Origin of the sequence: Oceaniserpentilla sp. 4NH20-0058 (assembly GCF_040371755.1) — a bacterium.
In the GTDB taxonomy this organism is placed as follows: Bacteria; Pseudomonadota; Gammaproteobacteria; order Pseudomonadales; family Oceanobacteraceae; genus Bermanella.
On record NZ_BAABWE010000003.1, the window covers coordinates 29,896 to 53,977 of the forward strand.

21 protein-coding genes are annotated in these 24,082 nt (G+C 41.2%); 10 read left to right on the plus strand and 11 right to left on the minus strand.

The annotated features are described in order from the left end of the window. The first annotated feature begins 122 nt into the window (after positions 1-122). A complete protein-coding gene (locus ABWV45_RS05385; RefSeq protein ID WP_353349457.1) occupies positions 123-1,040 on the plus strand; it encodes a LysR family transcriptional regulator in 918 nt (305 codons plus the stop codon). A gap of 482 nt (positions 1,041-1,522) precedes the next feature. On the opposite strand, the gene ABWV45_RS05390 is transcribed toward ABWV45_RS05385, so the two are convergent. Continuing rightward, complete coding sequence (locus ABWV45_RS05390; RefSeq protein ID WP_353349459.1) at positions 1,523-2,977, minus strand: ATP-binding protein; 1,455 nt, start codon at positions 2,975-2,977, stop codon at positions 1,523-1,525. Between the two features lie 152 nt (positions 2,978-3,129). After that, positions 3,130-3,870 (minus strand): response regulator, encoded by a 741-nt coding sequence (locus tag ABWV45_RS05395; RefSeq protein ID WP_353349461.1) that lies wholly within the window; start codon positions 3,868-3,870, stop codon positions 3,130-3,132. 457 nt (positions 3,871-4,327) lie between these two features. Between ABWV45_RS05395 and nrdA the strand changes: the two genes are divergently transcribed. The 5 genes from nrdA to ABWV45_RS05420 all read left to right on the plus strand — a co-directional run bounded on the left by nrdA (position 4,328) and on the right by ABWV45_RS05420 (position 9,598). Further along, entirely contained in the window at positions 4,328-6,598 is a 2,271-nt protein-coding gene (gene nrdA, locus ABWV45_RS05400; RefSeq protein WP_353349463.1) for a class 1a ribonucleoside-diphosphate reductase subunit alpha, read from the plus strand. Positions 6,599-6,705: 107 nt separating this feature from the next. Then, on the plus strand, positions 6,706-7,836 hold the full coding sequence (gene nrdB, locus ABWV45_RS05405; protein ID WP_353349465.1) for a class Ia ribonucleoside-diphosphate reductase subunit beta: 1,131 nt from the start codon (positions 6,706-6,708) through the stop codon (positions 7,834-7,836). Between the two features lie 22 nt (positions 7,837-7,858). Then, entirely contained in the window at positions 7,859-8,320 is a 462-nt protein-coding gene (gene yfaE, locus ABWV45_RS05410; RefSeq protein ID WP_353349467.1) for a class I ribonucleotide reductase maintenance protein YfaE, read from the plus strand. Between the two features lie 35 nt (positions 8,321-8,355). Further along, positions 8,356-8,823 carry a thioredoxin-dependent thiol peroxidase gene (gene bcp / locus ABWV45_RS05415; protein WP_353349469.1) on the plus strand — a complete coding sequence of 156 codons (468 nt, stop codon included), beginning with the start codon at positions 8,356-8,358 and terminating at the stop codon, positions 8,821-8,823. Between the two features lie 139 nt (positions 8,824-8,962). After that, positions 8,963-9,598 carry a hypothetical protein gene (locus ABWV45_RS05420; RefSeq protein WP_353349471.1) on the plus strand — a complete coding sequence of 212 codons (636 nt, stop codon included), beginning with the start codon at positions 8,963-8,965 and terminating at the stop codon, positions 9,596-9,598. A 64-nt stretch (positions 9,599-9,662) separates the two neighbouring features. On the opposite strand, the gene ABWV45_RS05425 is transcribed toward ABWV45_RS05420, so the two are convergent. Next, on the minus strand, positions 9,663-9,923 hold the full coding sequence (locus tag ABWV45_RS05425) for a hypothetical protein (protein WP_353349473.1): 261 nt from the start codon (positions 9,921-9,923) through the stop codon (positions 9,663-9,665). A gap of 12 nt (positions 9,924-9,935) precedes the next feature. Further along, positions 9,936-11,093: a Na/Pi symporter gene (locus ABWV45_RS05430; protein ID WP_353349475.1), complete on the minus strand. Its 1,158-nt coding sequence runs from the start codon at positions 11,091-11,093 to the stop codon at positions 9,936-9,938. A 269-nt stretch (positions 11,094-11,362) separates the two neighbouring features. Between ABWV45_RS05430 and ABWV45_RS05435 the strand changes: the two genes are divergently transcribed. Beyond that, positions 11,363-12,250: a hypothetical protein gene (locus ABWV45_RS05435; RefSeq protein ID WP_353349477.1), complete on the plus strand. Its 888-nt coding sequence runs from the start codon at positions 11,363-11,365 to the stop codon at positions 12,248-12,250. A gap of 46 nt (positions 12,251-12,296) precedes the next feature. Here ABWV45_RS05435 and ABWV45_RS05440 read toward each other — a convergent pair whose 3' ends face one another. Continuing rightward, positions 12,297-13,370 (minus strand): GGDEF domain-containing protein, encoded by a 1,074-nt coding sequence (locus ABWV45_RS05440; RefSeq protein ID WP_353349479.1) that lies wholly within the window; start codon positions 13,368-13,370, stop codon positions 12,297-12,299. A gap of 55 nt (positions 13,371-13,425) precedes the next feature. Beyond that, complete coding sequence (glpK, locus tag ABWV45_RS05445) at positions 13,426-14,904, minus strand: glycerol kinase GlpK (RefSeq protein ID WP_353349481.1); 1,479 nt, start codon at positions 14,902-14,904, stop codon at positions 13,426-13,428. A 132-nt stretch (positions 14,905-15,036) separates the two neighbouring features. On the opposite strand from glpK, the gene ABWV45_RS05450 reads away from it, so the two are divergent. Together ABWV45_RS05450 and ABWV45_RS05455 are read left to right on the plus strand one after the other, a co-directional pair. Beyond that, entirely contained in the window at positions 15,037-16,584 is a 1,548-nt protein-coding gene (locus tag ABWV45_RS05450; RefSeq protein WP_353349483.1) for a methyl-accepting chemotaxis protein, read from the plus strand. A 62-nt stretch (positions 16,585-16,646) separates the two neighbouring features. After that, positions 16,647-17,159, plus strand: a complete 513-nt coding sequence (locus ABWV45_RS05455) for a glycine cleavage system transcriptional repressor (RefSeq protein WP_353349485.1) — start codon at positions 16,647-16,649, stop codon at positions 17,157-17,159. A gap of 303 nt (positions 17,160-17,462) precedes the next feature. On the opposite strand, the gene ABWV45_RS05460 is transcribed toward ABWV45_RS05455, so the two are convergent. Both ABWV45_RS05460 and ABWV45_RS05465 read right to left on the minus strand, forming a co-directional pair. Beyond that, positions 17,463-17,957: a hypothetical protein gene (locus ABWV45_RS05460; RefSeq protein ID WP_353349487.1), complete on the minus strand. Its 495-nt coding sequence runs from the start codon at positions 17,955-17,957 to the stop codon at positions 17,463-17,465. A gap of 332 nt (positions 17,958-18,289) precedes the next feature. Beyond that, complete coding sequence (locus ABWV45_RS05465) at positions 18,290-19,396, minus strand: ATP-NAD kinase family protein (protein ID WP_353349489.1); 1,107 nt, start codon at positions 19,394-19,396, stop codon at positions 18,290-18,292. Positions 19,397-19,451: 55 nt separating this feature from the next. On the opposite strand from ABWV45_RS05465, the gene ABWV45_RS05470 reads away from it, so the two are divergent. After that, positions 19,452-19,754: a hypothetical protein gene (locus ABWV45_RS05470; RefSeq protein WP_353349491.1), complete on the plus strand. Its 303-nt coding sequence runs from the start codon at positions 19,452-19,454 to the stop codon at positions 19,752-19,754. A gap of 9 nt (positions 19,755-19,763) precedes the next feature. Here ABWV45_RS05470 and ABWV45_RS05475 read toward each other — a convergent pair whose 3' ends face one another. From ABWV45_RS05475 to ABWV45_RS05485, 3 genes are all read right to left on the minus strand, one after another. Beyond that, positions 19,764-20,594, minus strand: coding sequence for a pirin family protein (locus ABWV45_RS05475; RefSeq protein ID WP_353349493.1), 831 nt, complete (start codon positions 20,592-20,594; stop codon positions 19,764-19,766). A gap of 424 nt (positions 20,595-21,018) precedes the next feature. Beyond that, complete coding sequence (locus tag ABWV45_RS05480; RefSeq protein ID WP_353349495.1) at positions 21,019-22,764, minus strand: methyl-accepting chemotaxis protein; 1,746 nt, start codon at positions 22,762-22,764, stop codon at positions 21,019-21,021. Between the two features lie 486 nt (positions 22,765-23,250). Further along, positions 23,251-24,015: an SDR family oxidoreductase gene (locus tag ABWV45_RS05485; RefSeq protein ID WP_353349497.1), complete on the minus strand. Its 765-nt coding sequence runs from the start codon at positions 24,013-24,015 to the stop codon at positions 23,251-23,253. Positions 24,016-24,082 lie beyond the last annotated feature (67 nt).

The window sequence follows — 24,082 nt, forward strand, 5'->3', positions numbered from 1 at the left end:
ACTAATACAGAATGCATCACACCTCAAACTGAATCAAACTCATTATTCTCAAATAAAAGTTGAATTATTTTAATAATGGTATTTTAATTAAGCTATTCAATACTGTTAGCTGAAGGCCTCCTGTGAACATTGAGCTTCGACACTTAAAAACCCTCATGGCATTGGATCAAACCGGCAGCTTGGTTGAAGCAGCCGCGCAAATTCACCTGACTCAGTCCGCCCTTTCTCATCAGCTTAAAGAATTAGAGGGCCGTTTAGACCAACCTTTGTTCTACCGTAAAACCAAGCCGGTGCGCTTTACACCAGCAGGCCAACGCCTACTTGAACTTGCCCAGTCAGTCTTGCCACAAGTAGAAGCCTCTGAACGAGATCTTTCACGTATTCGCCAAGGGCGCAAAGGCCGTTTGAATATCACCATTGAATGCCATAGTTGTTATGACTGGTTAATGCCTACATTAAATGAATTCCGTGGCCATTGGCCTGAAGTTGAATTGGATATGCTAGGAGGTTTTCACTTTGATTCTATCGCTAAACTTAAAAATGGTGAGTTAGACTTAGTAGTCACCTCAGACCCCAAGAACGACGAAAATGTAGAGTACCTTCCTTTGTTTAAATACCAAGCCATGTTGGTATTAGCGCCAGACCATCAACTGGTAAACAAAACCGTCATCGAGCCCCATGACATCAGTAAAGAGACTTTAATTACCTACCCTGTTGATTGTTCTAGCTTGGATATTTTCCAATGCTTTTTAACCCCTGCCGGCATTGAGCCAGGTAGTATTCGACAAGTTGAACTCACCATGATGATGGTGCAATTAGTAGCCAGTGGGCGCGGTATCAGTTGCTTACCAAACTGGGCTGTACACGATTATGTTAAACAAGGATTTGTGATTGAAAAACCACTAGGAAGACACGGCGTATGGCGCACGCTTTATGCAGCAGTGCGCGCTGAACAAGGTGAAAATGCATTTATTCAAGACTTTAAGAACATTGCTCAGCGTGTGTGCCACCAGCATTTAGAAGGTATTAAGCATGCTTAATACCTTCTAATAAGCATGCAATTTAAAAATGAACACACAAAGCATTCATTTCAATTTGAGTTACTAGCCTTACAGACAACAAATATTCAGCGCCTACACCTAAAAACATCATAACCTATATTAATTACATTGAGTCGCATGAAGCATGAAAACCACACTTCAATACAACCAACTCAATTTTTATTGAGCTCAAAAAAAGACAAGGCTGGAGCCAACATTACCCTCCCTGTAACGTCTAAATAGGTTTCATTTAGTGACCAAAGGCATTCAAAACTAAATTTCAGGCATAAAAAAACCCGCCAAGGGCGGGTTAAAAATAGAACCTAAGTTCTCGCTACATTCTCACCGTGCTCCCTCGCGAGAGCACATGGCTATCTTCTAAGTTATTGATTTGTATATCTGTAGTAGTAATGTAAAAGAATGTAACATCATGTAACACACAGCATTTTTCTGATTTCAAGGCCAGCAATGACTAACCCTAATTACTGAGATTGATGAGTTTGCGGCCAGGCAAGCGTCATTTTCGCACCTTGCCAACGACTCTCTCCCACACTGGCTTCACCTCCGTGCCAAAATATAATACGCCTTACAATTGACAAGCCAAGGCCGTAACCGCCTGATGCTCGAGTACGACTATCATCTAAACGAGTAAAAGGTGAAAACACACGGGTCCAATCTTTTTCTGGAATACCAGAGCCATCATCTTCTACATCTATTCTGCATAGGCCGTTTTCAAAGCTGTACTCAATATGCACTTGGCTTTGTGCATAACGACAAGCATTTCCCACTAGATTCTGTAATGCCCTATGTAGATAACGGTATTCAACATCACTAAATATCTCATCCTCAGCAACTGTTTCACTGTGCCAATTAACTTGTACTTTATCAGTACGACGACGGGTCTCTTCTACTACTTGATCAACTAAATCCAGCATATTTGCCGATTTAAACTCTAGGATTGGCCCCCCTTCTTCTAAACGCGCATAAGTGAGAATTTCATCCACTAACTCGTCTAACTCTTGTAAGTCTTGATCCATTTCATGAAGTTGTTTTTGGGTATATGCATCCTCTGCAGTATCTTCAAGCATTTGCACCCCAAAACGCATTCGCGCCACTGGAGTTCTTAATTCATGGCTTACCGCTCGAATCATTTCTTTTTGCACACCCATAAGCCGCTGAATTTGGTTAGCCATACGATTAAACGCTTCCCCTAAGCGACCAAATGCATCTTGGCTATCTACATTTACTCTGGAGCTTAAATGGCCTGATGCGATTCGTGTTGTTGCTCGCTCTAAACGTTGCAAGTTAACTTCAAACCGATACATTAACCAATAAACCGCTAACCCCGTGAGTAAGATAGCAAACACAACAATTACCATCACAGACTGCAATTTTAAACCTTGACGAAACATCACTGGACCAAGCTCAACCACCTGATCAATATCTGAAAAATAAGTATAGAACCGACCGGAACTACCTTTAATATCATATGAGGCATGATAATTAGGTGCATGCATCGTGCTTAGTTTATCGGCAAAATGCCCAGCTTCAATTGAACTCAAAACTCTAATGGGTAAATCGTAATTCGTTGAATACTCATCAATAAACTTATAAAAAGATCTTGGCTCACGAGTAATTAAGCGCTGCATCATCTTAGCTGCTCCTCGAATATGAGCCGTTTGAAAGCCATCAAATACACCAGTTAATAGATACCAACGATCCTGTAAGCGAATACGGGCCTGAGCCTGAAGCCCACCATCTTGTAAATTACTTACCAAGTATTGGCCTGATTTTAAACGAGCAGTATCAATGGAATCTAAAGAGGATGCGGAAAAAGGATCTAAGCGTAATTTAATGTCAAGAAGTTCAGCTACTGGCTCAACACCACCTGCAGATGCTTTTATTTCTGCCGCCGCCAGTAACAAGATAGTACCCATGATATTTTGCTGATGCTGTTTTTGGTTAACATGGTCAACCAACCACAGTGAACCCAAAGTGCACAGTGATACCATTAAGAGGATGGTGAGAACACCAATGTAAACTCGAGAAAAGATGGCCACTCTCCTTCTTTAGAAAGTAAGGATTGTGCCTAAATTTCTTTCACAAACAAATAACCTTTACTACGAACTGTCTTAATTCGCTTAGGTTGTAGTGGGTCATCACCGATTTTAGGGCGTATACGGCTTATACGTACATCGATAGAACGGTCTTGCCCGTCATATTCAATTCCGCGCAAAGCAGTAAAGATTTCTTCGCGACTCAATACGCGACCAGCATTGGAACTGAGCAACCAAAGTAAATCAAATTCAGCGCTGGTTAAATCAATGGGCTGTTCATCCAACCAAGCTTCACGCATGCCGTTATCAACCACTAAATTGGCAAAGGTAACGCGATTTTGCGCATCACCTGCGGCATCTTGTTGATTATGTGCCACAGGGCCTTCTTTTACGCGGCGCAATAAAGCACGAATCCGCGCCAATAACACTCTAGGTCTCGCTGGTTTAGCTAGGTAATCGTCTGCTCCCATTTCTAAACCCAGCACTTGGTCCAAATCGTCATCTCGGGCGGTAAGCATGATAATTGGGCCAGAGTAATATGGACGCACCAAACGACAAACGGAAAGGCCATCTTCACCTGGCAACATTAAATCCAGTATCACTAGGTCTGGCTGTTCGTTTTTAATACGATCAACGGCGCGAGCACCATCACCCTCTACGGACACATGCATACCGTTAGATTCTAAATATTCGCGGGTCAGCCCAGCCAAGCGCTCGTCATCTTCAACAATGAGGATTCGCCACAATTCGTCAGATTCATGTGTCTGTTCCATAGATCATCCTAGAATAGATAAATAACTCTAATATACATTAATTTAGACCCTTATTCGGTATTGCGCCTTATCTTAAGTCTATTTTCATTAAATCATTCCCCATAGATCATTTGACTTTTAACAAGCGAATACTGAGTATGTCTCATTATTGTACCGTTAGCAGATACTAACTCTAACTATTTACCCACCTTTTACACACCGATTACTCACAACTTATCCACAAGTCACGCAACCTCAAAACACTATATATGGGGTTGATTCTAATCCTTAACCGCAATATGCTGTGCTTACTCCGAAATTGAGCCGTATTGCTTGCTTACTATTTAATCACAGTACTTAAAAACAGAACAAAGTGATTAAGAGACAACCAAATTCATTCGGTTATTTACACAACTCACGTTTATAAAACCACCCCTAACCCAAGGGCTGGTGACTTTTTAATGGGCAAGGGTCAAAAATGAACAGCACACTTCATGTGACAAAACGGGACGGAAATCGTGCTCCTTTAGATTTAGATAAAATCCACAAGGTAGTGACATGGGCAGCAGAGGGATTGAGCAATGTCTCAGTTTCTGAGGTTGAACTGCGTGCACAAATTCAATTAACAGACGGTATTTCTACTTCTGACATTCACGAAACTCTGATTAAGTCAGCTGCTGACTTGATTTCAGAAAATACGCCAGACTATCAATACATGGCTGCGCGCTTGAATATTTTCCATTTACGTAAAAAAGCATATGGTCAGTTTGAACCGCCTGCCCTTTACGACCAAGTTGCCCGCTTGGTTGATGGCGAGCGTTATGACCGCCATTTACTTGAAGATTACTCAGAAGCTGAATTCCAAGAAATGGACAGCTTTATTGATCACAGCCGTGACTTAAATTTTGCCTACGCAGCGGTTAAGCAGCTTGAAGGTAAATACCTAGTTCAAAACCGTGTTACAGGTGAGGTATATGAAAGCCCTCAATTCCTATATGCATTAATCGGCGCATGTTTATTTTCAAAATATGATAAATCCAACCGTATGGATTACATTCGTCGTTTCTATGATGCTGTATCTACGTTTAAACTGTCATTACCAACACCGATTATGGCTGGCGTGCGTACTCCGACCCGTCAATTCAGTTCATGTGTGTTAATTGAAACCGCTGACAGCCTAGATTCCATCAACGCAGCAGCCGGTGCCATTGTAAAATACGTTTCTCAACGTGCAGGTATCGGAATTAATGCTGGGCGTATTCGTGCCCTTGGCAGCCCAATCCGTGGTGGTGAAGCATTTCACACTGGCTGTATTCCTTTTTATAAGCATTTCCAAACGGCAGTTAAAAGCTGTTCTCAAGGCGGTGTACGTGGTGGCGCTGCAACTTTGTTCTACCCAATTTGGCACATGGAAGTTGAATCTTTATTAGTACTCAAAAACAACCGTGGGGTTGAAGAAAACCGTGTTCGCCACCTAGATTACGGCGTGCAATTAAACAAGGTCATGTATGAACGTTTAATCAAAGGCGGAAACATTACATTATTTAGCCCTTCTGACGTACCGGGTTTATACGATGCCTTCTTTGAAGACCAAGCTAAATTTGAAGAGCTGTATTTAAAATACGAAAACGATCCGCATATTCGCAAACAAACCATTAAAGCCGCTGAATTGTTTTCAGTATTAATGCAAGAACGTGCCAGTACAGGCCGTATTTACATTCAAAACGTGGATCACTGTAATACTCACAGCCCATTTGATTCAACAGTTGCACCAATTCGCCAATCAAATCTTTGCTTGGAAATTGCACTACCAACTAAACCACTTAAAGAAATCAACGATCCAGAAGGTGAAATTGCCCTTTGCACCCTTGCGGCATTTAACCTTGGCGCTCTAGAAAACCTAGATGAACTTGAAGAGTTAGCAGACATCATTGTACGTGCCCTTGATAACCTATTAAGTTACCAAGACTACCCAATGCCAGCGGCTGAAACCTCTAGTATGAGCCGTCGCACACTTGGCGTAGGCGTGATCAACTATGCCTACTATTTGGCTAAAAACGGTGTGAAATACAGTGACGGTAGTGCACTGGGTTTAACCCACCAAACATTTGAAGCTATTCAGTACTACCTACTTAAAGCGTCGAATAAATTAGCACAAGAAGTAGGAGCCTGTGAGAAGTTCAACGAAACCACTTACTCAAAAGGTATCTTACCAATTGATACCTATAAAAAAGAGTTAGACGCAGTTTGTAAAGAAGAGCTTCGCTACGACTGGGAAGCATTACGTAGTGAGATTAAAACTCACGGCTTACGTAACTCAACCCTAACCGCACTAATGCCATCAGAAACGTCATCACAAATCAGTAACGCCACCAATGGCATTGAGCCTCCACGGGGTTATATCAGCGTGAAAGCCTCAAAAGACGGCATCCTAAAGCAAGTTGTGCCTGAATATGAAAAGATTAAAGGCAACTATGAGCTGCTTTGGCAATGGCCAAACAACGATGGTTACTTGCAACTAGTTGGTGTTATGCAGAAATTCGTAGACCAAGCCATTTCAGCCAACACCAACTACGACCCATCGAAGTTTGAAGCTGGTAAGGTGCCTATGAAAGTATTGCTAAAAGATCTACTTTCTAGCTATAAGTTAGGGCTTAAAACCTTGTATTACCATAATACTCGTGACGGTGCCGATGACTCTCAGCAAGATATAGAAGACGATTGTGCCGGCGGTGCTTGTAAAATTTAAAACCCCAAAAGCCCATTAGGGCTTTTTGGCATTTAAATCTATAGGGCTTATTTAAATTAGCCCTTCAGCAAGACTAAATTTGTTGTTTTTATAAAAAAGTGTGAAACATGGCTTACCAAACATTCAACCGTAAAACATTCGATACCTTTAGCCAGCCGATGTTTTTTGGCGAGAACGTCAACGTATCTCGTTACGATACACAAAAGTACAAAATCTTTGAGCAGCTTATCGAAAAGCAATTGTCTTTCTTTTGGCGCCCTGAAGAAGTTGACCTATCCACTGACCGCAAAGATTTTGCGAACTTGCCAGAGCACGAAAAACACATTTTTTTGAGCAATCTAAAATACCAAACCTTATTAGACAGTATTCAAGGGCGTTCCCCTAACGTGGCGTTACTGCCAATAGTTTCTTTACCAGAACTAGAGACATGGATCGAAACTTGGTCATTTAGTGAAACCATTCACAGCCGCTCATACACCCATATTATTCGTAACGTTATTAGTGACCCTGCTGCCGTATTTGATGACATTGTATCCAATGAATACATAACCAAACGCGCTGAAAGTGTCACCAAATACTACGACGATTTAATTGAAGGTGTCACGTACTATCAAAACCTAGGTGAAGGCACTCACATCATCAATGGTAAAACTATTGAAATCAGCCTACGTGACTTGAAACGTAAACTGTATTTGACCATGGCCTCTGTCAACGTATTAGAAGCCATTCGCTTTTATGTCAGTTTTGCTTGCAGCTTTGCCTTTGCTGAACGAGCTAAAATGGAAGGCAACGCAAAAATTATTAAATTGATTGCCCGTGACGAAGCCCTTCACCTAACTGGCACTCAACACATGCTGCAAATTTGGGCCATGGGTAAAGATGACCCTGAAATGGGTGAAATCACTAAAGAATGCCGCGAAGACGTGATTGGCATTTTCCGTGAAGCCGCAGAGCAAGAAAAAGAATGGGCTGAATATTTATTTAAAGATGGCAGCATGATTGGACTAAATAAAGACATCCTTTGCCAGTACGTTGAATATATCTGTAACCAGCGCCTAACCGCTATTGGCCTAGAAACGATCTTCCCAACCAAACAAAATCCACTACCATGGATTAACGCTTGGTTAGTGAGCGACAATGTTCAAGTTGCGCCACAAGAAGCTGAGATCAGCTCTTACCTAGTAGGCGCTATTGATAGCGAATTATCACTGGAAGACTTCAGTGACATCGAACTGTAAAGCCCTATAAGTTATGCTGGCAATGAGACAAAAAAAGGACGATATCGATAGCGGCTTTCATCTTGAAGATGACGCCCATTCCCACAAGGACTTTCAACTTGAAAGTCCTGTGGTACCTAGTTCTAGTGAACCAGATATCGCCCAACCTGAGCTATACCTACCGCTTGATAACCCTGAGGCACCACAAGAAGAACAACAACTGGAAATTCAGGGCCTTGAAAAACCTCAATACCCTGTTTTGGTTGAAGGCATAGAGCAACCATTACAATTTCATTTTGCCAGCAATTTACTTGAAAGCCTTGAAGCTCAAGGGGTTCAACTACCTTATCAATGCCGAGAAGGCTATTGTGGCGGCTGCCGTACTGATTTAATCGAAGGGGAAGTTGCGTACCTACAAGAGCCCATGGCGTGGATCAACGAAGGTGAAATCCTACCTTGCTGCTGTGTGCCTAAAACCCCCATCACATTGAAATTAAAAGGCTAACCTCCCTTTTACACATAACGTCATAAGGAATACCCATGATTCGCCCTACCATAGGTAAAGTTGCACCTGCTTTCTCAACCCTTGATGAGAATGGCAATAAGGTTGCACTTAAAGATTATCGCGGCAAAACTGTTGTATTGTATTTTTACCCAAAAGCCATGACACCGGGTTGCACCACACAAGCTTGCAGCCTTCGCGACAGTAAAAAAGAATTAGATAAACTAAATGTGGTTACCCTAGGGATTAGTCCCGACGCTCCTGCACGCCTATTAAAATTCAAAGAACGTGATGCCCTGAATTTCACCCTATTGTCTGATGAAGACCATTCAATTGCCGATAAATACGGCGTATGGGGCCCTAAGAAGTTCATGGGACGTGAGTTTGATGGTATCCACCGCATCACCTTCATTATTGATGAAAAAGGCAAGCTTGTTCATATCATGGACAAATTCAAAACCAAAACCCACCATGATGATGTTATCGCCTATTTACAAGGCCAGTAGATTAAAGGCTTAACCTAGCCAAGCTTGATACGCTACTCTGTCTATACTTATTAAAAGAGTACTCACAGAGTAGTTCTTATTATAAACAGCTTATTAATTATAACGCTTAACAATAAGAATCCCCATTTCAGGAGGAAGTATGGCTAATACAAAATTAGAGTATCATTTCGACCGATTTGCCGAATTTCTAAACGTCACCTTGGCTGAAAACATTGCTCGCTGCCAATTAGGGCTAAATAAAGTCCATAAGATTCGCATATACCTTGATAAAGACAAGGTATGGCCAAAAAGCTATAAAGTCATACTGGATAATGAGTTAGTCGCCAACGGAAATACCTCGCAAAATCCGGATGCCAGTTACGACATTCAATACCAATATGCGATACCCAGTAATATACCTAAATACCTAAAACGCACTGACCACTGCATGAGTGAGTTTATCAATAAGGCAAAATCCATTGACCCTGAGTTTTATGGAGAAGCTTGGTCATTAAGCATGCATAGTTGCATCCCTTTTATTTTAAAAGAATTCGCCTTTCGTAACGTCAGTCAAAATTTAAGCAAACAGCTAACATACCAAGGGGTTGCTTTAAGTCCGTCATTTGAAGTTCAATTTTATGATGGTGAAAACTTTTTAAGCTTCAGTTATGACAGCTTAGTGCAGCAGCTTAAACAGCAAATCCAATTCTATTTAACCGACCCAAATGTTAAAGCGTTAACGGCTCAAAGTTGCTTTAAACACCCTGATAACCAAAGCTGGTTTTTAAGCTTATAAATAAACATACAAGCATAAAAAAACCCCTAACCATTTACATGATTAGGGGTTTTAGCTCATATCGTTAGTCTTTAGACTTCACGACATTTTTTACTTTTTGAATCATGCCGTCCATCAGCTCTTTGGCTTCTTGCCAAGCTTCTTCGCTTAATTCAATTAAACTTTCACGACGCAAAGTTTCCTCGTCGATCATATTTTCTAGGTCTTCAACCACCTTATGCTGAGCTTTTAAAAGCTTTTTATTCGCTTTCTTTTCTAGGTCAGCAAGAGCGCTTTTTGCTTCCTTGACCTGATTTTGCAGTTCCGTAATTCGCTTCTTACCCATAACTATCTCTCCTTAGCCCCAGCTCGACATAATAAACACGCAAAGCCCTGGTATCAAAAAGAATACACTCAAGACATACAATGCGGCTAATGAATGGCGCTGCGTTGCTACTTCTGCTAAACGCTCGGCGGCTTGTAATGGTATATTCCGTAGGAACGGTGTGCCATAAATTAACAACACTCCTGATAGATTATACAACAAATGTACGATGGCGATTTGCAAACCAACCACAGCACCAGGGCCAGAAAGCGCAGTTGATGCTAATAAGGCGGTAATAGTCGTACCCACATTAGCTCCAAGAGTAAATGGGTAAATGTCTTTTGGCTTGAACACTCCTGAACCCACCAAAGGAATCATTAAACTTGTTGTAGTTGAAGACGACTGAACTAAAACTGTCACCACCGCACCACTGGCAATGCCAGAAACAGGCCCACGGCCAATAGCACCATGTAAAATTGCTTTTGCGCGGCCTACCATCAAACCTTTAAGTACACGGCCAATAACGGTTATAGAGATAAAGATCAAAATAACACCAATGGCGATTAACGCGATAGCTGCAAACTTCTCAGGCATTACACCTAACCATGACTTCACTTCACCAATAACCGGCTTGGTGATCGGTTTAATGAAGTTAAGCCCTTTCATGCTCATGGAGTCAGCATTAATCAGGTGAGTAGACAACCATGAACTGGCCTTTTCTAACCAGCCAAACATAATCTCCAGTGGTAAGAAAATAGCGACACACATTAAGTTAAAAAAGTCATGAACTGTAGCAGCAGCAAAAGCTCTGCGGAATTCAGACTTTTTGCGAACGTGTCCTAAACTTACCAAAGTATTAGTAATGGTCGTACCGATATTGGCACCCATGATCATTGGAATAGCAATCGAGATTGGTAAGCCACCCGCTACCAGACCAACAATCACTGATGTAACGGTACTGGAACTTTGCACAAGAGCCGTAGCTAATGTACCAATTAGAAGCGCGAGGAAAGGATTGGTCGCAAATTCAAAAAGCTCTCGAGCCCCTTCGGAGCCACCAGAAGCCCATTTAAAGCCGGAGCCTACCATGCCTACAGACAGTAATATGGCGTAAACACCCGCCAATAGAATCAACCAACTTAAAAAGCGGTTTTGTGTTTTCGAGGTCATTTGTTCAGCAGTTTCAGTCATGCTAGAACCCTATGGAAAAATTTCGCGCAAGTTTAACACTGCCATCCTATTAGTACAGTTCTAAAGACTGAGAAATTGATATTAAAGATAAAAAAAACGCCTCAGACACCTATAAAATTTAGAGGGCTCGCACAAAAAATCTGCCTTAGCAAAGCCAACTGTACACAATACAACCAAACCTAACTAGAAAGACCGTTTTATGACATATATACAGTGTTATCAGATGGGACTAAATTGAAGAAAAGTCGTTCTCGGTCGATAGCATTATCATGAGGCTCTTATCACTTCTCATGTTGAATTTATTGGCTTTTCCGTGTGCTGCAGAGTACGCGGGGCTTTATAGCGCCAATTTGAATCAGCAGCACAACTACATGGGGCAAAATATAACCTCAGAGCAACTAGCCTATGGCGCTGAGGCAAACTTACAAGCTCAGCGCTTCAAGCCAGCAGGCTGGATGGCACGAGGCCCAAGATTCGATGTGCTATACAGTGCCCAATCCTTATCTATTGATGCACACATAAATATCTATCAAAGCCATCTACATCAAGGGTTTTGGTTTCAATTTGATTGGAGTAAAAGTGAGTTCAGTGGCGAAATTTCAAGCAACAATATTTACCTCAATGAGTCAGGTGCTGCCAGCTCAATCACCCAAGGAGATGTAATAACCAGTAATCGTGATACTCAAACAAGTCATATTTACTGGTATGAGAGTCTAAAAGAAGAAGGGCCAATCAATACGGCGGGCCTATTTTATACGCAAGAAGCTACCCCAGCAAAAAGCACACTGAGCAATACAAATGCGAATATTTTTGATGGTTATTTCTCTGGATTTGGTTTTACTATTGGACGCATAAAAGACGATAAAGGTCTGAATTTTCAATGGCGCCTAACACTGGCTCAATTGGACTCAGGTTTTAGTAATCGAGTCACCAACCACAGAGCTCTTTCAAGTTTAGAAAGCACTGTTTATAAGTTTGGCATCCAACTACATTGGCATTATCGGTATTATCTAAGCCCTTACTGGTATGTGGTTCCCAGCACTCATTTACAATACAACATACTCATGCAAACCCAGTTAAACCCAGAGTTTGTCGAACACGATGCACTAGGTTATTTGCAATACAGCATGGGAGTCTCTTTACGGCGTTATTTTTAATTAATGAATGAATGAATTCAAACTCTAGCTTCGCTCGATGGCCATTCTATTGAATTTCAATTCGATCTCGACCGTTATTCTTCGCTTTATATAACAAACTATCGGCTAGCTCTAACGTTGACTCTATAGATTCATGGGGAGTATATTGGACAATACCAGCCGAAAAAGAGAACTCAAGTCCTGAAGCCTCGGCAAAGTGCATAGCACGCCATTTATTGGCCATTCTTTTACACGCACCTAGGGCATTCTCTAATTGCGTATCCGCCAGCACTAATACAAATTCTTCGCCTCCTAAGCGAGCCCCGACATCCACCTCTCGAAGAGAGCTACGAATTAAACCTGCAAAAGCAGAAAGCACTTTATCCCCAAATGCATGCCCATACTGATCATTCACTTTTTTAAAGTGATCTAAATCGATATAACACACCACAAACTGGTAGTGACTCCGATTAGCCAGAGCTTTTTGTTGATTCAACACCTGCATCAAGTATCGACGGTTATATAAACCTGTTAATTCATCCGTAATGGCAAGCTCTTCTATGCGTGAAACCGCCCCTTTTAATTCCCTGTGGCGATCATTGAGACTTTGCCGCAACGTACTGAATTCATTCCCCATGAGTAAAAAACCACATAGCGTAAAACCAAAACCCAAAAACAAAAAACACTCTTCATAAAAGTCCAATGTTTCTGGGCGGGTTTGATAAACCCAAAAATGAGAAAACAAATAACACGCTAAAATAAAAAAACTGAACCCATAAAAACCACGAATGGATAACTTAAATGCACCAAACGACATAACTAATAAATAACCCATCATCATCAATGGACGAATGCCGTCAATGTTGGCCATTAACACACTGATCCACAGTGTCACCCAAGTCATTTGTTGCAAAGTCAAACTGGCATCTTTGAATCTAAGGTTAACGTGACAAGCAATAATCAACACAAATAGGCCGTGGCCTATCCACATTACGAAAGTAAAAATAAGAACAAGACTATGAGACAGGACAAAATAACCAAAATGCGATGCAAGCAGGCAAGTAAGTAAGAGTGACAACACACCAAGATTTGATAAAACAGACCGCCTAAGACGCAAGGCCTGCTTTTGGGACTGCAACATTCTAATTCCTTGAAAGAGGCGAAATTCACCCTGTTATTTTTATTGGTGGGTCATCTTACTCACTTGTGCGCACTCTTGATACCGTATCTAACCAACCGTTATAAAGGACGCTTCTCTCATCGTCATTCATTAGCGGAGAAAACTGAGCTTGCTTTTGCCAAAGCTGACTTACTTCATCCATATCCTTATAAATGCCAGCACAAATACCTGCTAAGAACGCAGCACCTAATGCTGTGGTCTCAGTTACGGCTGGCCGCTCTATTGTCAGATCAAGAATGTCAGATAAGAACTGGACAACCCAATCATTCACCACCATGCCACCATCAACGCGCAAACGAGCAGGCATAGCTTGGTCTTTTTTCATGGCTTCTAATAAATCGCGAGTTTGATAACACACACTCTGTAAGCCAGCGGTGACAATCTCTGCAATACCTGTATCTCGCGTTAACCCCATGATAGCGCCACGAGCATTTGGGTCCCAATAAGGTGCCCCTAATCCTGTGAACGCTGGCACCAAGTAAACATGGTTATTCGCACCCACAGATTGAGCCATGTCAAGAGTCTCACTGGCATGATCAATTAATTTTAAACAGTCTCGAATCCATTGAATAGTGGCCCCTGCCATGAAAATACTGCCCTCTAGGGCGTAATGGGTCACATCACCAATTTGATAAGCCACTGTGGTTAATAAACGATGCTGACTTTTTCTTGGAGTATTACCCGTATTTAAAATTAAGAAGCAACCTGTTCCATAGGTGCTTTTAGCCATACCCTCTTCAAAACATGCCTGCCCAATTAAAGCTGCTTGCTGATCCCCTGCCATGCCTCCAACTAAAACCGCTTCGCCTAGTATTTCTGGTTTAGTAAATCCAAACTGGCAACAAGAAGGTTCAATAGTTGGAAGTATTGAGGCTGGCACATCAAATAACGCCAACAATTCATGATCCCATGAAAGCGTATGGATATTACACAGCAACGTACGTGATGCATTGGTGACATCCGTTTTATGCTCACCCGTTAGGTGCCATAAAATAAATGTATCAATGGTGCCAAACGCTAAATCACCGCTCTCGGCTTTTTCTTTAGCTTGTGGAACGTGATCCAAAATCCATTTGATTTTACTGGCTGAAAAATAAGGATCTAACAAAAGGCCCGTTTTATCGTTGATCAGCGTCTCATAACCTTGATTTTTTAACTCACTACAAAAATCTGCGGTACGCCTGTCTTGCCAAACTATGGCCTTGTATACCGGCTTACCCGTTTGCTTGTCCCACAAAATAGTGGTTTCTCGTTGATTGGTAATACCAATACTTGCAATATCTTTGGCACTTAATTTGGCAGTCTCTATTGCTTGCTGACATACGCTTATCACTGTGGAAATGATTTCTTCAGGGTCGTGTTCAACCCAACCTAGGTTAGGGAAATACTGCAGAAACTCTTGCTGAGCCGTAGCCACTATTTGTCCAAGATCATTAAAGACAATAGCACGAGAACTAGTGGTACCTTGGTCAATAGAAAGTATGTACTGAGCCATAACTAACCTTAGAATATTGTTATTTTTGATATTGTTAGCACAATTATGCACCAATTTAACATGTTTCACTTTAGGAATTTTCGACTACCCTTAAAGAATAAGCCGTAACGGATTTAGCTCAAGTGTGTTCATATGAAAAAAAACCTGCCCATCACAAATAATGAACGCGTGTTAAAAAGCCACGAACGAATTATTTCTACTACGAACCTCAAAGGCAGTATTGAACATGTTAATCAAGACTTCTTAGACATTTCAGGCTTCACTGAAGACGAACTACTTAACAAAAACCACAACATAGTTCGTCACCCTGACATGCCACCTGCCGCATTTCAATTACTATGGGACTTCCTAAAACAGGGCAAACAATGGAAAGGAATCGTTAAAAATCGCTGCAAAAATGGCGATCATTATTGGGTTGACGCTTTTGTCACCCCCGTAAAAGAAAACGGCCAAGTGGTCGGTTATGAATCCGTGCGCTATAAAGCATCCAAAGAAAGAATCAACCGCGCCGAAAAGGTCTACCAAAGGATCAACAACGGTAAAACTGCCAAGCCCACCCATAACTTGATTCGTAAACTACCTATTGGGCAAATTTTCAGCGTCATGCTCGGTTTATCTGCTGTGGTTATCACTCATTTTTTCACACCAGCACTGGCCCTAATTCCGGTTATTGGCTTGGCTTTTTTACAAGGCAATACACTTCGTAATATGAAACTAGTACTGAAAAAAGCACGCAGTATTACCCATGACCCACTCGCCGCCTATATATTCACAGGACGAGACGACGACGCGGGGGAAATTCTCATGGCGTTCGAGCACATGCAAAGCCAAATCATTACGCTACGTGAACGCATTCAAGACACCTGCACGCCCATTAGGCAGGCCAGTAGCACCAGCCAAAAAGCCGCCGACAACAGCCTTGAAAAACTCACCGAACAATTGAATGCAGCTAATCTATTTGCAACCTCTTTTGAAGAAATCAATACTCAATTTGATTCTATTTCTCAATCTGTCACCCAAACCGCAGAGCAAACTCATAAAGCAGAGCAAGACACAAAGACCAGTGAAGAGCACATGGAAAAAACAAAATTAAGCCTAGATGCCATGGCACAAACCATTAACCAAGCCAGTGAAAACGTTAATAGCCTCGCACAGCATTCTGAGTCCATACACAGCTTTTTAGAGGTCATCCAAGCCATTGCAGAACAAACCAACTTGCTGGCGTTAAACGCAGCTATAGAAGCCGCTCGTGCAGGTGAGCAAGGCCGAGGATTTGCAGTAGTAGCCGATGAAGTAAGAACCTTAGCCAATCGAACCAGTGAATCAACAGAAGAGATTCGCCGCATCGTTGAATTACTAAGGCAAGGTGCCCAAAAGGCGACCTCAGTGATGGATCAATCTCGTGAACAAGCCTCAACCAATGCTGAGCAAATACAACTAACCCATGAGACACTTGAGCAAGTTAAACATAGCGTCCAAGCGATTAATCAACAAATGGCCAGTATAAGCAAAACCGTCAAAGAGCAACGCCAAGGGTCCAATGAAATCAATAAAAACATGGATGTTATTAGGCAAAGCGCTCAAGACAACACCGTCAGTGCCCAAGAAAGCCGAAAAGCCGCACTGGACGTGACAAATTTAATAGATGAACAATATAATATTATTGATCGATTCAGATAGCTTTTAACCTGTAAAAGCCTAAGTTATAGTGAACTAAATATAATTAGAAAAAAGGTAGCCCTGTGTCTTCATTTTTTATCATCAGCATCATGACGGACGACCGCCCTGGCATCGTCGACACTCTATCCGGATTAGTAAAAGATCACTCAGGTAACTGGCTAGAAAGCCGAATGACACAACTAGCTGGTAAATTTGCAGGCATCGTAAAAATTCAAATTAACGAAGCTAACATTGAAGAACTTCAAGCCGAGCTAAACAAACTAAAAAGCACTGGCTGGGTCATCAACACAGAACTTAGCAATCCGACCGCAGAAGACGCCACAGCAAACGCTAAAATCAGCATTATTGGTAATGACCGCCCCGGTATTGTAAAAGACGTAGCAAAAGCACTTTCTAGCCTCGCGGTGAACGTATTAGAGTTAAATACTCAGTTTGAAAGCGCAGCCATGAGCGCCGAGCCATTATTTAAAACCAAAGCCCGTGTGCATATCCCAACCAACGTTGATTTTGATGATGTGCGCGACGCTCTAGAGCAACTAAGCAACGAATTAATGGTGGAGATTAACCAGCTTTAATCACTCATATCAAAACGGCACAGATGAAATCCACCTGTGCCGTTCTTCTTCATTAGCCTCCTACCCCGAGTACTCAATAGCACCAAGCAACAATTCTTTTCTACAATCCGCACCAACCAACACCATTGATTATTAGAGATTTGACCGAGCTTTACCTATGTAGATAAAACTTGTGGATCTAGGAAGTTGAATACTTAAGGATGATACTTACCAATATAAAAATCAAAAACCTTTCTGGCTGGGTTAAAGTCATTGTTGCCCATGTGTATCATTTGAGTATTAAATGTCAATGTTACGCATTTTTTATATTCCAAGTTTTAAATTAAACCCGAAAGTATTTTCATTACCAAAGTCATATCGTCTTACAAATGGATACAAGTGTAGCTCACCTAATTTAATCAAAATGCCAACTTCGGGGTAGGTAACAACAGTATAGTTTTCTAGGCAGTCTCCTTCTTCTTCCTCCTCCAAGGTACAATTAAAGGTTCTACCCAAAAATAGGCCTATCCCAAAATATGGGTTTATGTATTTCTGATTTAAATGGTAATAACGAGACAAAGACATTCCACCAAATTTATCTTCTATTTCTTCATTATTTTTTCCTGTATATAACACAACACTAAATTTACTTGCCAGTCTATTTGACGACTCACCCATATAGGAAAGCTCCACGCCCGAGCGCTCTCCGCCATCCTCTTCAAATCCACCAATGTATGTAGAGCGATCTCTTTCATTGGAATTGACCAGTGCTATATTCGTCACAAACAATAAAACGCTAGAAATTATAAACTTTTTCATGATTCATACCTCCGTATAACGCTCACGGCGCAGGTAAAAGCGAGTGCGATAATGTGTTTTAAAATAATAGGGGCTCGCTATTTTAATTATTACTTCTGAAAGCTTATGAACCTAAAGTTTTTTTAAGCACTTACTAGATAAAAATCGAGCACTAAATTTTGATTATTTTGTTCCAAATCCCTCTCATTTCTTACAAAACAGAAAATATACTATTTTTCCATCTACCAGAATGACGGCAGCAGTTAGCGTATTCCTATCGATGATAACATCTATATTGCAGTGACAAATAATCAGTAAGATTAAGATAAAGCTAGAACTAACATTTTCACCTCTTACTGTATTGGATACAGCACTTTATCCTGATAACCCGTAATCACTTCAATGTGCCCTGCTAATGCTTTATCCAATTCCACATCAGAGGTGTCCGCAATTAAAGGTCGCCCTTCTAAGTGAGATAGTTTAGTTTTAGTGGATAGAATCATCAGGTTTTCACGCCCTACTTTTTTAATGACATCACTGCTTAATTGCTGGTTGCCACGACCAAATACATGGCCTTGCCCGCCAATAACACTCACAATGATTTTGGCTTGTGAATATTGGCTGAGCAATTCAAGAATGCTTTGTTCATTTAAATCTTGTGCTATGACATGTTCATTTACCATGGCATCCACACCTAACAAAGTATTAGGTAGATGCAAATATTCCATAAAGTGCTGAGTGGTTTTACCTGAGCCCACTAGATACAAAACATCAGGTTCTAATTCAGAAGTTAGATACGCAGCTAAATCATCTAGTACGAGTTCTTCTTGTTCGATTCCCCCTTGCTTTACTGACTGCACAAACTGCCCAGCTTGTGGCACTAACATCTCGCCATAAAGCTTTGCTTTCACTTGGTTATTACGAAACGCGTCTTCATCTATGTCACGCACATCTTGAGTACGTAAATCCACCAACTGACCTGTGACCAACAAGCGAATAACTTCGCCAGATGCACTTGGGGTAATACCATAAACCCCACTGTGAATTTTCACCCCAGCAGGGATACCCAGTACTGGGCACGCATCTTCAATCACAGAACAAACATCCCTTGCGGTTCCATCACCACCTGCAAAGACAATGAGATCCATGCCTAATTCTTTGAGTTTAAGGGCTGCATTTTTGGTGTCGTCTGCGCTGGTATGGCCAGCAGGTTCATATACCACCTTATGGGACCAGTCCATGACCTCAAGCACACTGGCACCCATCTCATTGGCACAGGTAAACACTTGAATTTGAGGTTTTAAGTCTTCTAGCACGCTTAACGCAGTACTTGTGCGTAAACCCGCTTTGGCCACAGCCCCCATAGAGAGTGCTTGCTCAGCCATATTATCACTGCCCTTTAACGCCACAGAGCCGCCTAACCCAGCTAAGGGATTTATGATTAAACCCAACTTAAACATGTTTTACCTTCATTTAGAGTTAGCCCAATGATACTGGATTTACGGGCATATGCGTATGCCCGATAAATGGTCTGGCTTACAAAAGCACTACAACATGTTACGAAAGCTTAGGCTGTTTGTAGATATATTGTTTGAGGACAATAAAAAGAAGAGAAGAATGACTGAAAATCAAACAGCATTACCAAGTACTGTAATAAGTGCCATATTTATATGTCTTTTGATTGGTACGCTCTATATAAGTAAACAAGTTGACCACTTTGCTGCCGTGGCCATTTTTCTTGTCTGTAGTTTGTTATTATTAAGTGATAGATTCAACAAAATAGATTTACGTAAAAAACGTAAAAACACCCATCTATAAACGCTATATTTAAGCTAATACTCCATTTTGATAATCCTGTATTGCCTGTTCAATTTCTTCATGCGTGTTCATCACAAAAGGTCCATAATTGGCTATGGATTCTTTGTGAGGTTTACCGTGTAAAACAAGTACTTTACCGCCATTGCTCGAACGTAATTGCAATTCACCTGAATCAGAGAATAGCCCCATTTGTGGCCGTTTAATTATTTGATCACCCGTATTGATCTCCCCTTCATAAACCATCACCACTAAATGGTGACCTTGTGGAATATCGTGGTTAAACACTCCGTGTGGTTTGATTTCTAAATCAAGGATACCCGCGCTTGCTTCTAACTTATCCAAAGGCCCTACGATATCGGTATTATTAAGATGCCACTTACCAGCCATTATATGGGCATGATAATCATCTGTTTCTACATGCTGTATCTCAGTTTTAGGGACGTCACGGTAGTCTGGATCTGACATTTTATTCTTGCTGTTTAGGTTTATCCAAAGTTGAAAACCATGCATTTTATTATGTTCTTTTAAGGGCATTTCTCCATGAATAACCCCTTTTCCTGCTTTCATCCACTGGGCACCACCACTTAACACCTGACCAGTATTTCCCATATGATCTTCGTGGCGAATCCCACCAAGTTTCATATAAGTTAAGGTTTCAATGCCACGGTGAGGGTGTGGAGGAAAACCCGCTATAAAGTCATCTGGGTCATCACTGAGAATTTCATCCAGCATGAGGAAAGGATCAGCTAAAGCATGACGCAATATACTGTGCCGTTTGATTTTGACACCTGCGCCGTCCATAGCATCTTGAGGGTTTAATAAGGTCTGTAAGGTACGCATTATGTTTCTCCAATTTGAGATTCAGTGTACGCCCAATCCTATTAATGAATGGTTTATTATTTCCAACTCACACATCGAAAAGTTAGATCAATTAAATAAATAAGCATTGAGCTCAAGTGTCGGAATATTAATATGAGGATTTCATAGACTAGGGATTTGAACCGAATATTTCTTAAGCTGACCGAAGTCATTGAAAAACACAGAAGACTGGATTTAAGATGTCATAGTGGCCCATTCACATCCAGCAACTAAAACAAGCTCAAGGGGCAGCACTGCTGATATTCATTGAATTGCATGCTATCTTTTGCAGCCGTTAAACCCCTGATAATGAATATGAGGCACTCCCAAAGCCATAACAAGGATACAAGCTACACACCTATACATCTACACAATAGCTATTTAGCTACCTTTTATAATTTTTAATTTAAACTTTAAACTGCCCTACCAGTTTTGACATTTCGTCCAATCTATCCGTTAGCTGATCACTTTCTTTACGATTAAGTTCAGCTGCGTCTAAATTTTCACGGGAGCTTTCTGAAATTTTCAAACTACTTTCAGCAATTTCATTGGTGGTCAGCGCTTGCTCTTGTGCTGCCGTAGCAACACTCATGTTCATCGCTGACATGGTTTCCACATGCCCTCGTACAACTTGAAATATTTCATTTGCGTTCTCAGCTACAGTAATGCATTTTTTCGAGTTTTCTAAACCGTCACTCATGGCCCTTACCACGGCACCCGTACCGCCTTGTAGGCCTTCGATGATATCTCTAATCTCTGTAGTAGAATCTTGTGTTCGCTTAGCAAGCGTCCGTACTTCATCAGCCACAACGGCAAAACCTCGGCCTTGTTCCCCAGCCCGTGCGGCTTCTATAGCTGCATTTAAAGCAAGTAAATTGGTTTGCTCTGAAATATTGACTATTACATCTAATACATCCGCTACTTTTAAGCTTGATGTTTCCATCATGTTAACGTCTTTTTGTGCTTGATATAGAAGGTCGGTTAAATTACTAACTGACTGAACATTTAAGTCCATACACTCTTTGGCATTATGCACAGAGTCCTCAGCTGCTATAGCTGCATCAGATGATGCCTGCGTTCGCTCAGCGACTTCAGCATAAGATGCAGACAGCTCATTTGTCGCACTGGCTAGCATCTCGTTCTCAGACAATTGAGAGTCTGAACGTTTCACCGTTTGCTCCATACTTTGCGACATAACATGAGAACTACCAACGACTTCTTTAGTCGTTGAAAGGACTTCTTTGACAATACCTGCCACTTTACCTACAAATATATTAAATGCTTCTGAAAATTGAGCAATTTCATTTCGTCCATCCACTTTTAACCGGCTCGTTAAATCCCCTGTTCCTTGAGAAATATCTTGCATTAACGACATAACAGCATCCAAGGGTTTCACAATGGAATTGGCAATCAACCATGCAAATAACAGAACAATCGCAATCACGATGATAACCAGTATGGACATGCCTTTTACCCAACTGTAAAAGGATTCTTGCTCATCTTCTCTGTATACACCACTGAATACAACCCAATCCCAAGGTTCGTAGTATGCTGCATAAGCTGTTTTCACCACGGCATTTTCGGGAACTGTGGTATCACTCAAACGCCGCACAACCGGACCGCCATTTTCAGGGTCTGGATACATGTAATAATCAACGAAACCTGTTAACTTTTCTGGACTACTATCTTTTAAGATATCCAGAGTTGAATAAACAGGCTCTTTGTAACCTAAACGTTTACCAATTTCCATGCGCCTTTTGAGGCTATAATTTTGCGCCGCTTTTGCTTCTTCTGGGGTTTCATCTCCCATTAGATCTTTTATTGCTGGGTGTGCCAAGATGAAGCTATAGCCAGCAGAGTAGGCATAATAGTAATTACGTGCACCTAGGGCCTGATTATATAAGGCCAATTTCGCATATTTTTTAGCCTCTCTCTCTGTGTATAACCCCTTTTTTTGAAGTTGGTAGAAAAAATCAATTGATTTAATGGCTGACTTGGTAAGCTTAATGTATTCAGATTTTTTTAAATCAATAAATTGATCCTGAGCCTTATCAATGGCCATCAACGCCATAAACATAAGGCCTAATTGACATATTCCGACCAAAACCCAGATGCGTTGTCGGATCAATAACCTTTGTAATAGTGAAGACATTCACACCTCATCCTATCCATGTGCACTGGCCACTAAACAGCCTAAAATGCCAATACCCTGACTCACCCATACTGCTACTAACCTAAGCATTAAAAATCGCCTATGACTTAAATATAGATCATCTTATTTACTTAGATTAGCTCACTTCTGATGTTTCTCTATATATATGGCCAACTCACGCATTTTTTATGTCTTATTGAGCTATAAGGTTTTCAATTAACAAACAAAAACAGTTAAAACTAAGGATAAGGCCAAATGCCATTACTGAAGAAAACTCTAAGGGGCTCTCACCCGCTTTTTAACGTTAGGTGATAATATCCCCGACTCCGCGGCTATACAGCATAAAGGGAGTAGACATTAAACATTGGTATTCAAGTTAAGACTGGGGTTATAGGGAAGGGATTAACATGGTCATTATAAAAAATCCCCACCAACAGTGATGAGGATTCAATAGCGCTCTAAAATTCAACTGATACCTTAATTTGATTAAATAGCAGTAAACCCACCCTCAATCATCAATTGATGACCCAATACAAAAGAAGAGGCCTCAGAACTTAGATACATTACGCCATTTGCAATATCTTCAGATTCGCCAAAACGGCCAATAGGATGAGCTCTTAAGGTTGCCTTTTCAGCTTTTGGCTCTAGAGCAAAAGCACGTTCTGTCATTTCTGTATTAATTACGCCAGGGCAAACCGAATTTACTCGAATGCCTTTACGGCCATATTCCACTGCAGCTGTTTTGGTAAGCCCTACTACTGCATGTTTAGTAGCACCATAAATGCCCATCTTAGGTGACGCGATGACCCCGCCCATTGACGCCGTATTGACAATCGCACCGCCACCTTGCTTTAACATTTGCTGAACTTCATACTTCATGCACAGCCAAACACCCTTCACATTAACGTTCATTAATGTATCAAACATCTCTTCTTCAGCGTCTGCTAAATTGGCGTGATCTAAATCAATGCCTGCATTATTGAAGGCCACATCAAGGCGTCCATAATGCTCAACCACAGCCGCAACCATCGCCTTTACATCATCATTTTTAGATACATCCGCTTTAATTACAATGGCCTCACCACCAAGCGCAATCACTTCTTCGGCTACCGCTTGAGCACCTTCTACATTGATATCTGCAATAGCAACTTTTGCTTTGTTTTTAGCAAATGCTAATACTGTAGCTCGACCAATCCCAAAACTACCGCCTGTGACTAATGCAACTTTATTTTCTAAATCTTGATAGATCATTTAGTGCCCTACATTTAAGGTTAAATTTATAATAAATATCTAATTTCAAATGATTTATTAATGCATA

Coding starts and splice junctions, on each gene's coding strand:
- ABWV45_RS05390 (WP_353349459.1), bottom strand. CDS start 2,977: ATGGGTACTATCTTGTTACTGGCGGCGGCAGAAATAAAAGCATCTGCA.
- ABWV45_RS05395 (WP_353349461.1), bottom strand. CDS start 3,870: ATGGAACAGACACATGAATCTGACGAATTGTGGCGAATCCTCATTGTT.
- nrdA (WP_353349463.1), top strand. CDS start 4,328: ATGAACAGCACACTTCATGTGACAAAACGGGACGGAAATCGTGCTCCT.
- nrdB (WP_353349465.1), top strand. CDS start 6,706: ATGGCTTACCAAACATTCAACCGTAAAACATTCGATACCTTTAGCCAG.
- yfaE (WP_353349467.1), top strand. CDS start 7,859: ATGAGACAAAAAAAGGACGATATCGATAGCGGCTTTCATCTTGAAGAT.
- bcp (WP_353349469.1), top strand. CDS start 8,356: ATGATTCGCCCTACCATAGGTAAAGTTGCACCTGCTTTCTCAACCCTT.
- ABWV45_RS05420 (WP_353349471.1), top strand. CDS start 8,963: ATGGCTAATACAAAATTAGAGTATCATTTCGACCGATTTGCCGAATTT.
- ABWV45_RS05425 (WP_353349473.1), bottom strand. CDS start 9,923: ATGGGTAAGAAGCGAATTACGGAACTGCAAAATCAGGTCAAGGAAGCA.
- ABWV45_RS05430 (WP_353349475.1), bottom strand. CDS start 11,093: ATGACTGAAACTGCTGAACAAATGACCTCGAAAACACAAAACCGCTTT.
- ABWV45_RS05435 (WP_353349477.1), top strand. CDS start 11,363: ATGAGGCTCTTATCACTTCTCATGTTGAATTTATTGGCTTTTCCGTGT.
- ABWV45_RS05440 (WP_353349479.1), bottom strand. CDS start 13,370: ATGTTGCAGTCCCAAAAGCAGGCCTTGCGTCTTAGGCGGTCTGTTTTA.
- glpK (WP_353349481.1), bottom strand. CDS start 14,904: ATGGCTCAGTACATACTTTCTATTGACCAAGGTACCACTAGTTCTCGT.
- ABWV45_RS05450 (WP_353349483.1), top strand. CDS start 15,037: ATGAAAAAAAACCTGCCCATCACAAATAATGAACGCGTGTTAAAAAGC.
- ABWV45_RS05460 (WP_353349487.1), bottom strand. CDS start 17,957: ATGAAAAAGTTTATAATTTCTAGCGTTTTATTGTTTGTGACGAATATA.
- ABWV45_RS05465 (WP_353349489.1), bottom strand. CDS start 19,396: ATGTTTAAGTTGGGTTTAATCATAAATCCCTTAGCTGGGTTAGGCGGC.
- ABWV45_RS05470 (WP_353349491.1), top strand. CDS start 19,452: ATGCCCGATAAATGGTCTGGCTTACAAAAGCACTACAACATGTTACGA.
- ABWV45_RS05475 (WP_353349493.1), bottom strand. CDS start 20,594: ATGCGTACCTTACAGACCTTATTAAACCCTCAAGATGCTATGGACGGC.
- ABWV45_RS05480 (WP_353349495.1), bottom strand. CDS start 22,764: ATGTCTTCACTATTACAAAGGTTATTGATCCGACAACGCATCTGGGTT.
- ABWV45_RS05485 (WP_353349497.1), bottom strand. CDS start 24,015: ATGATCTATCAAGATTTAGAAAATAAAGTTGCATTAGTCACAGGCGGT.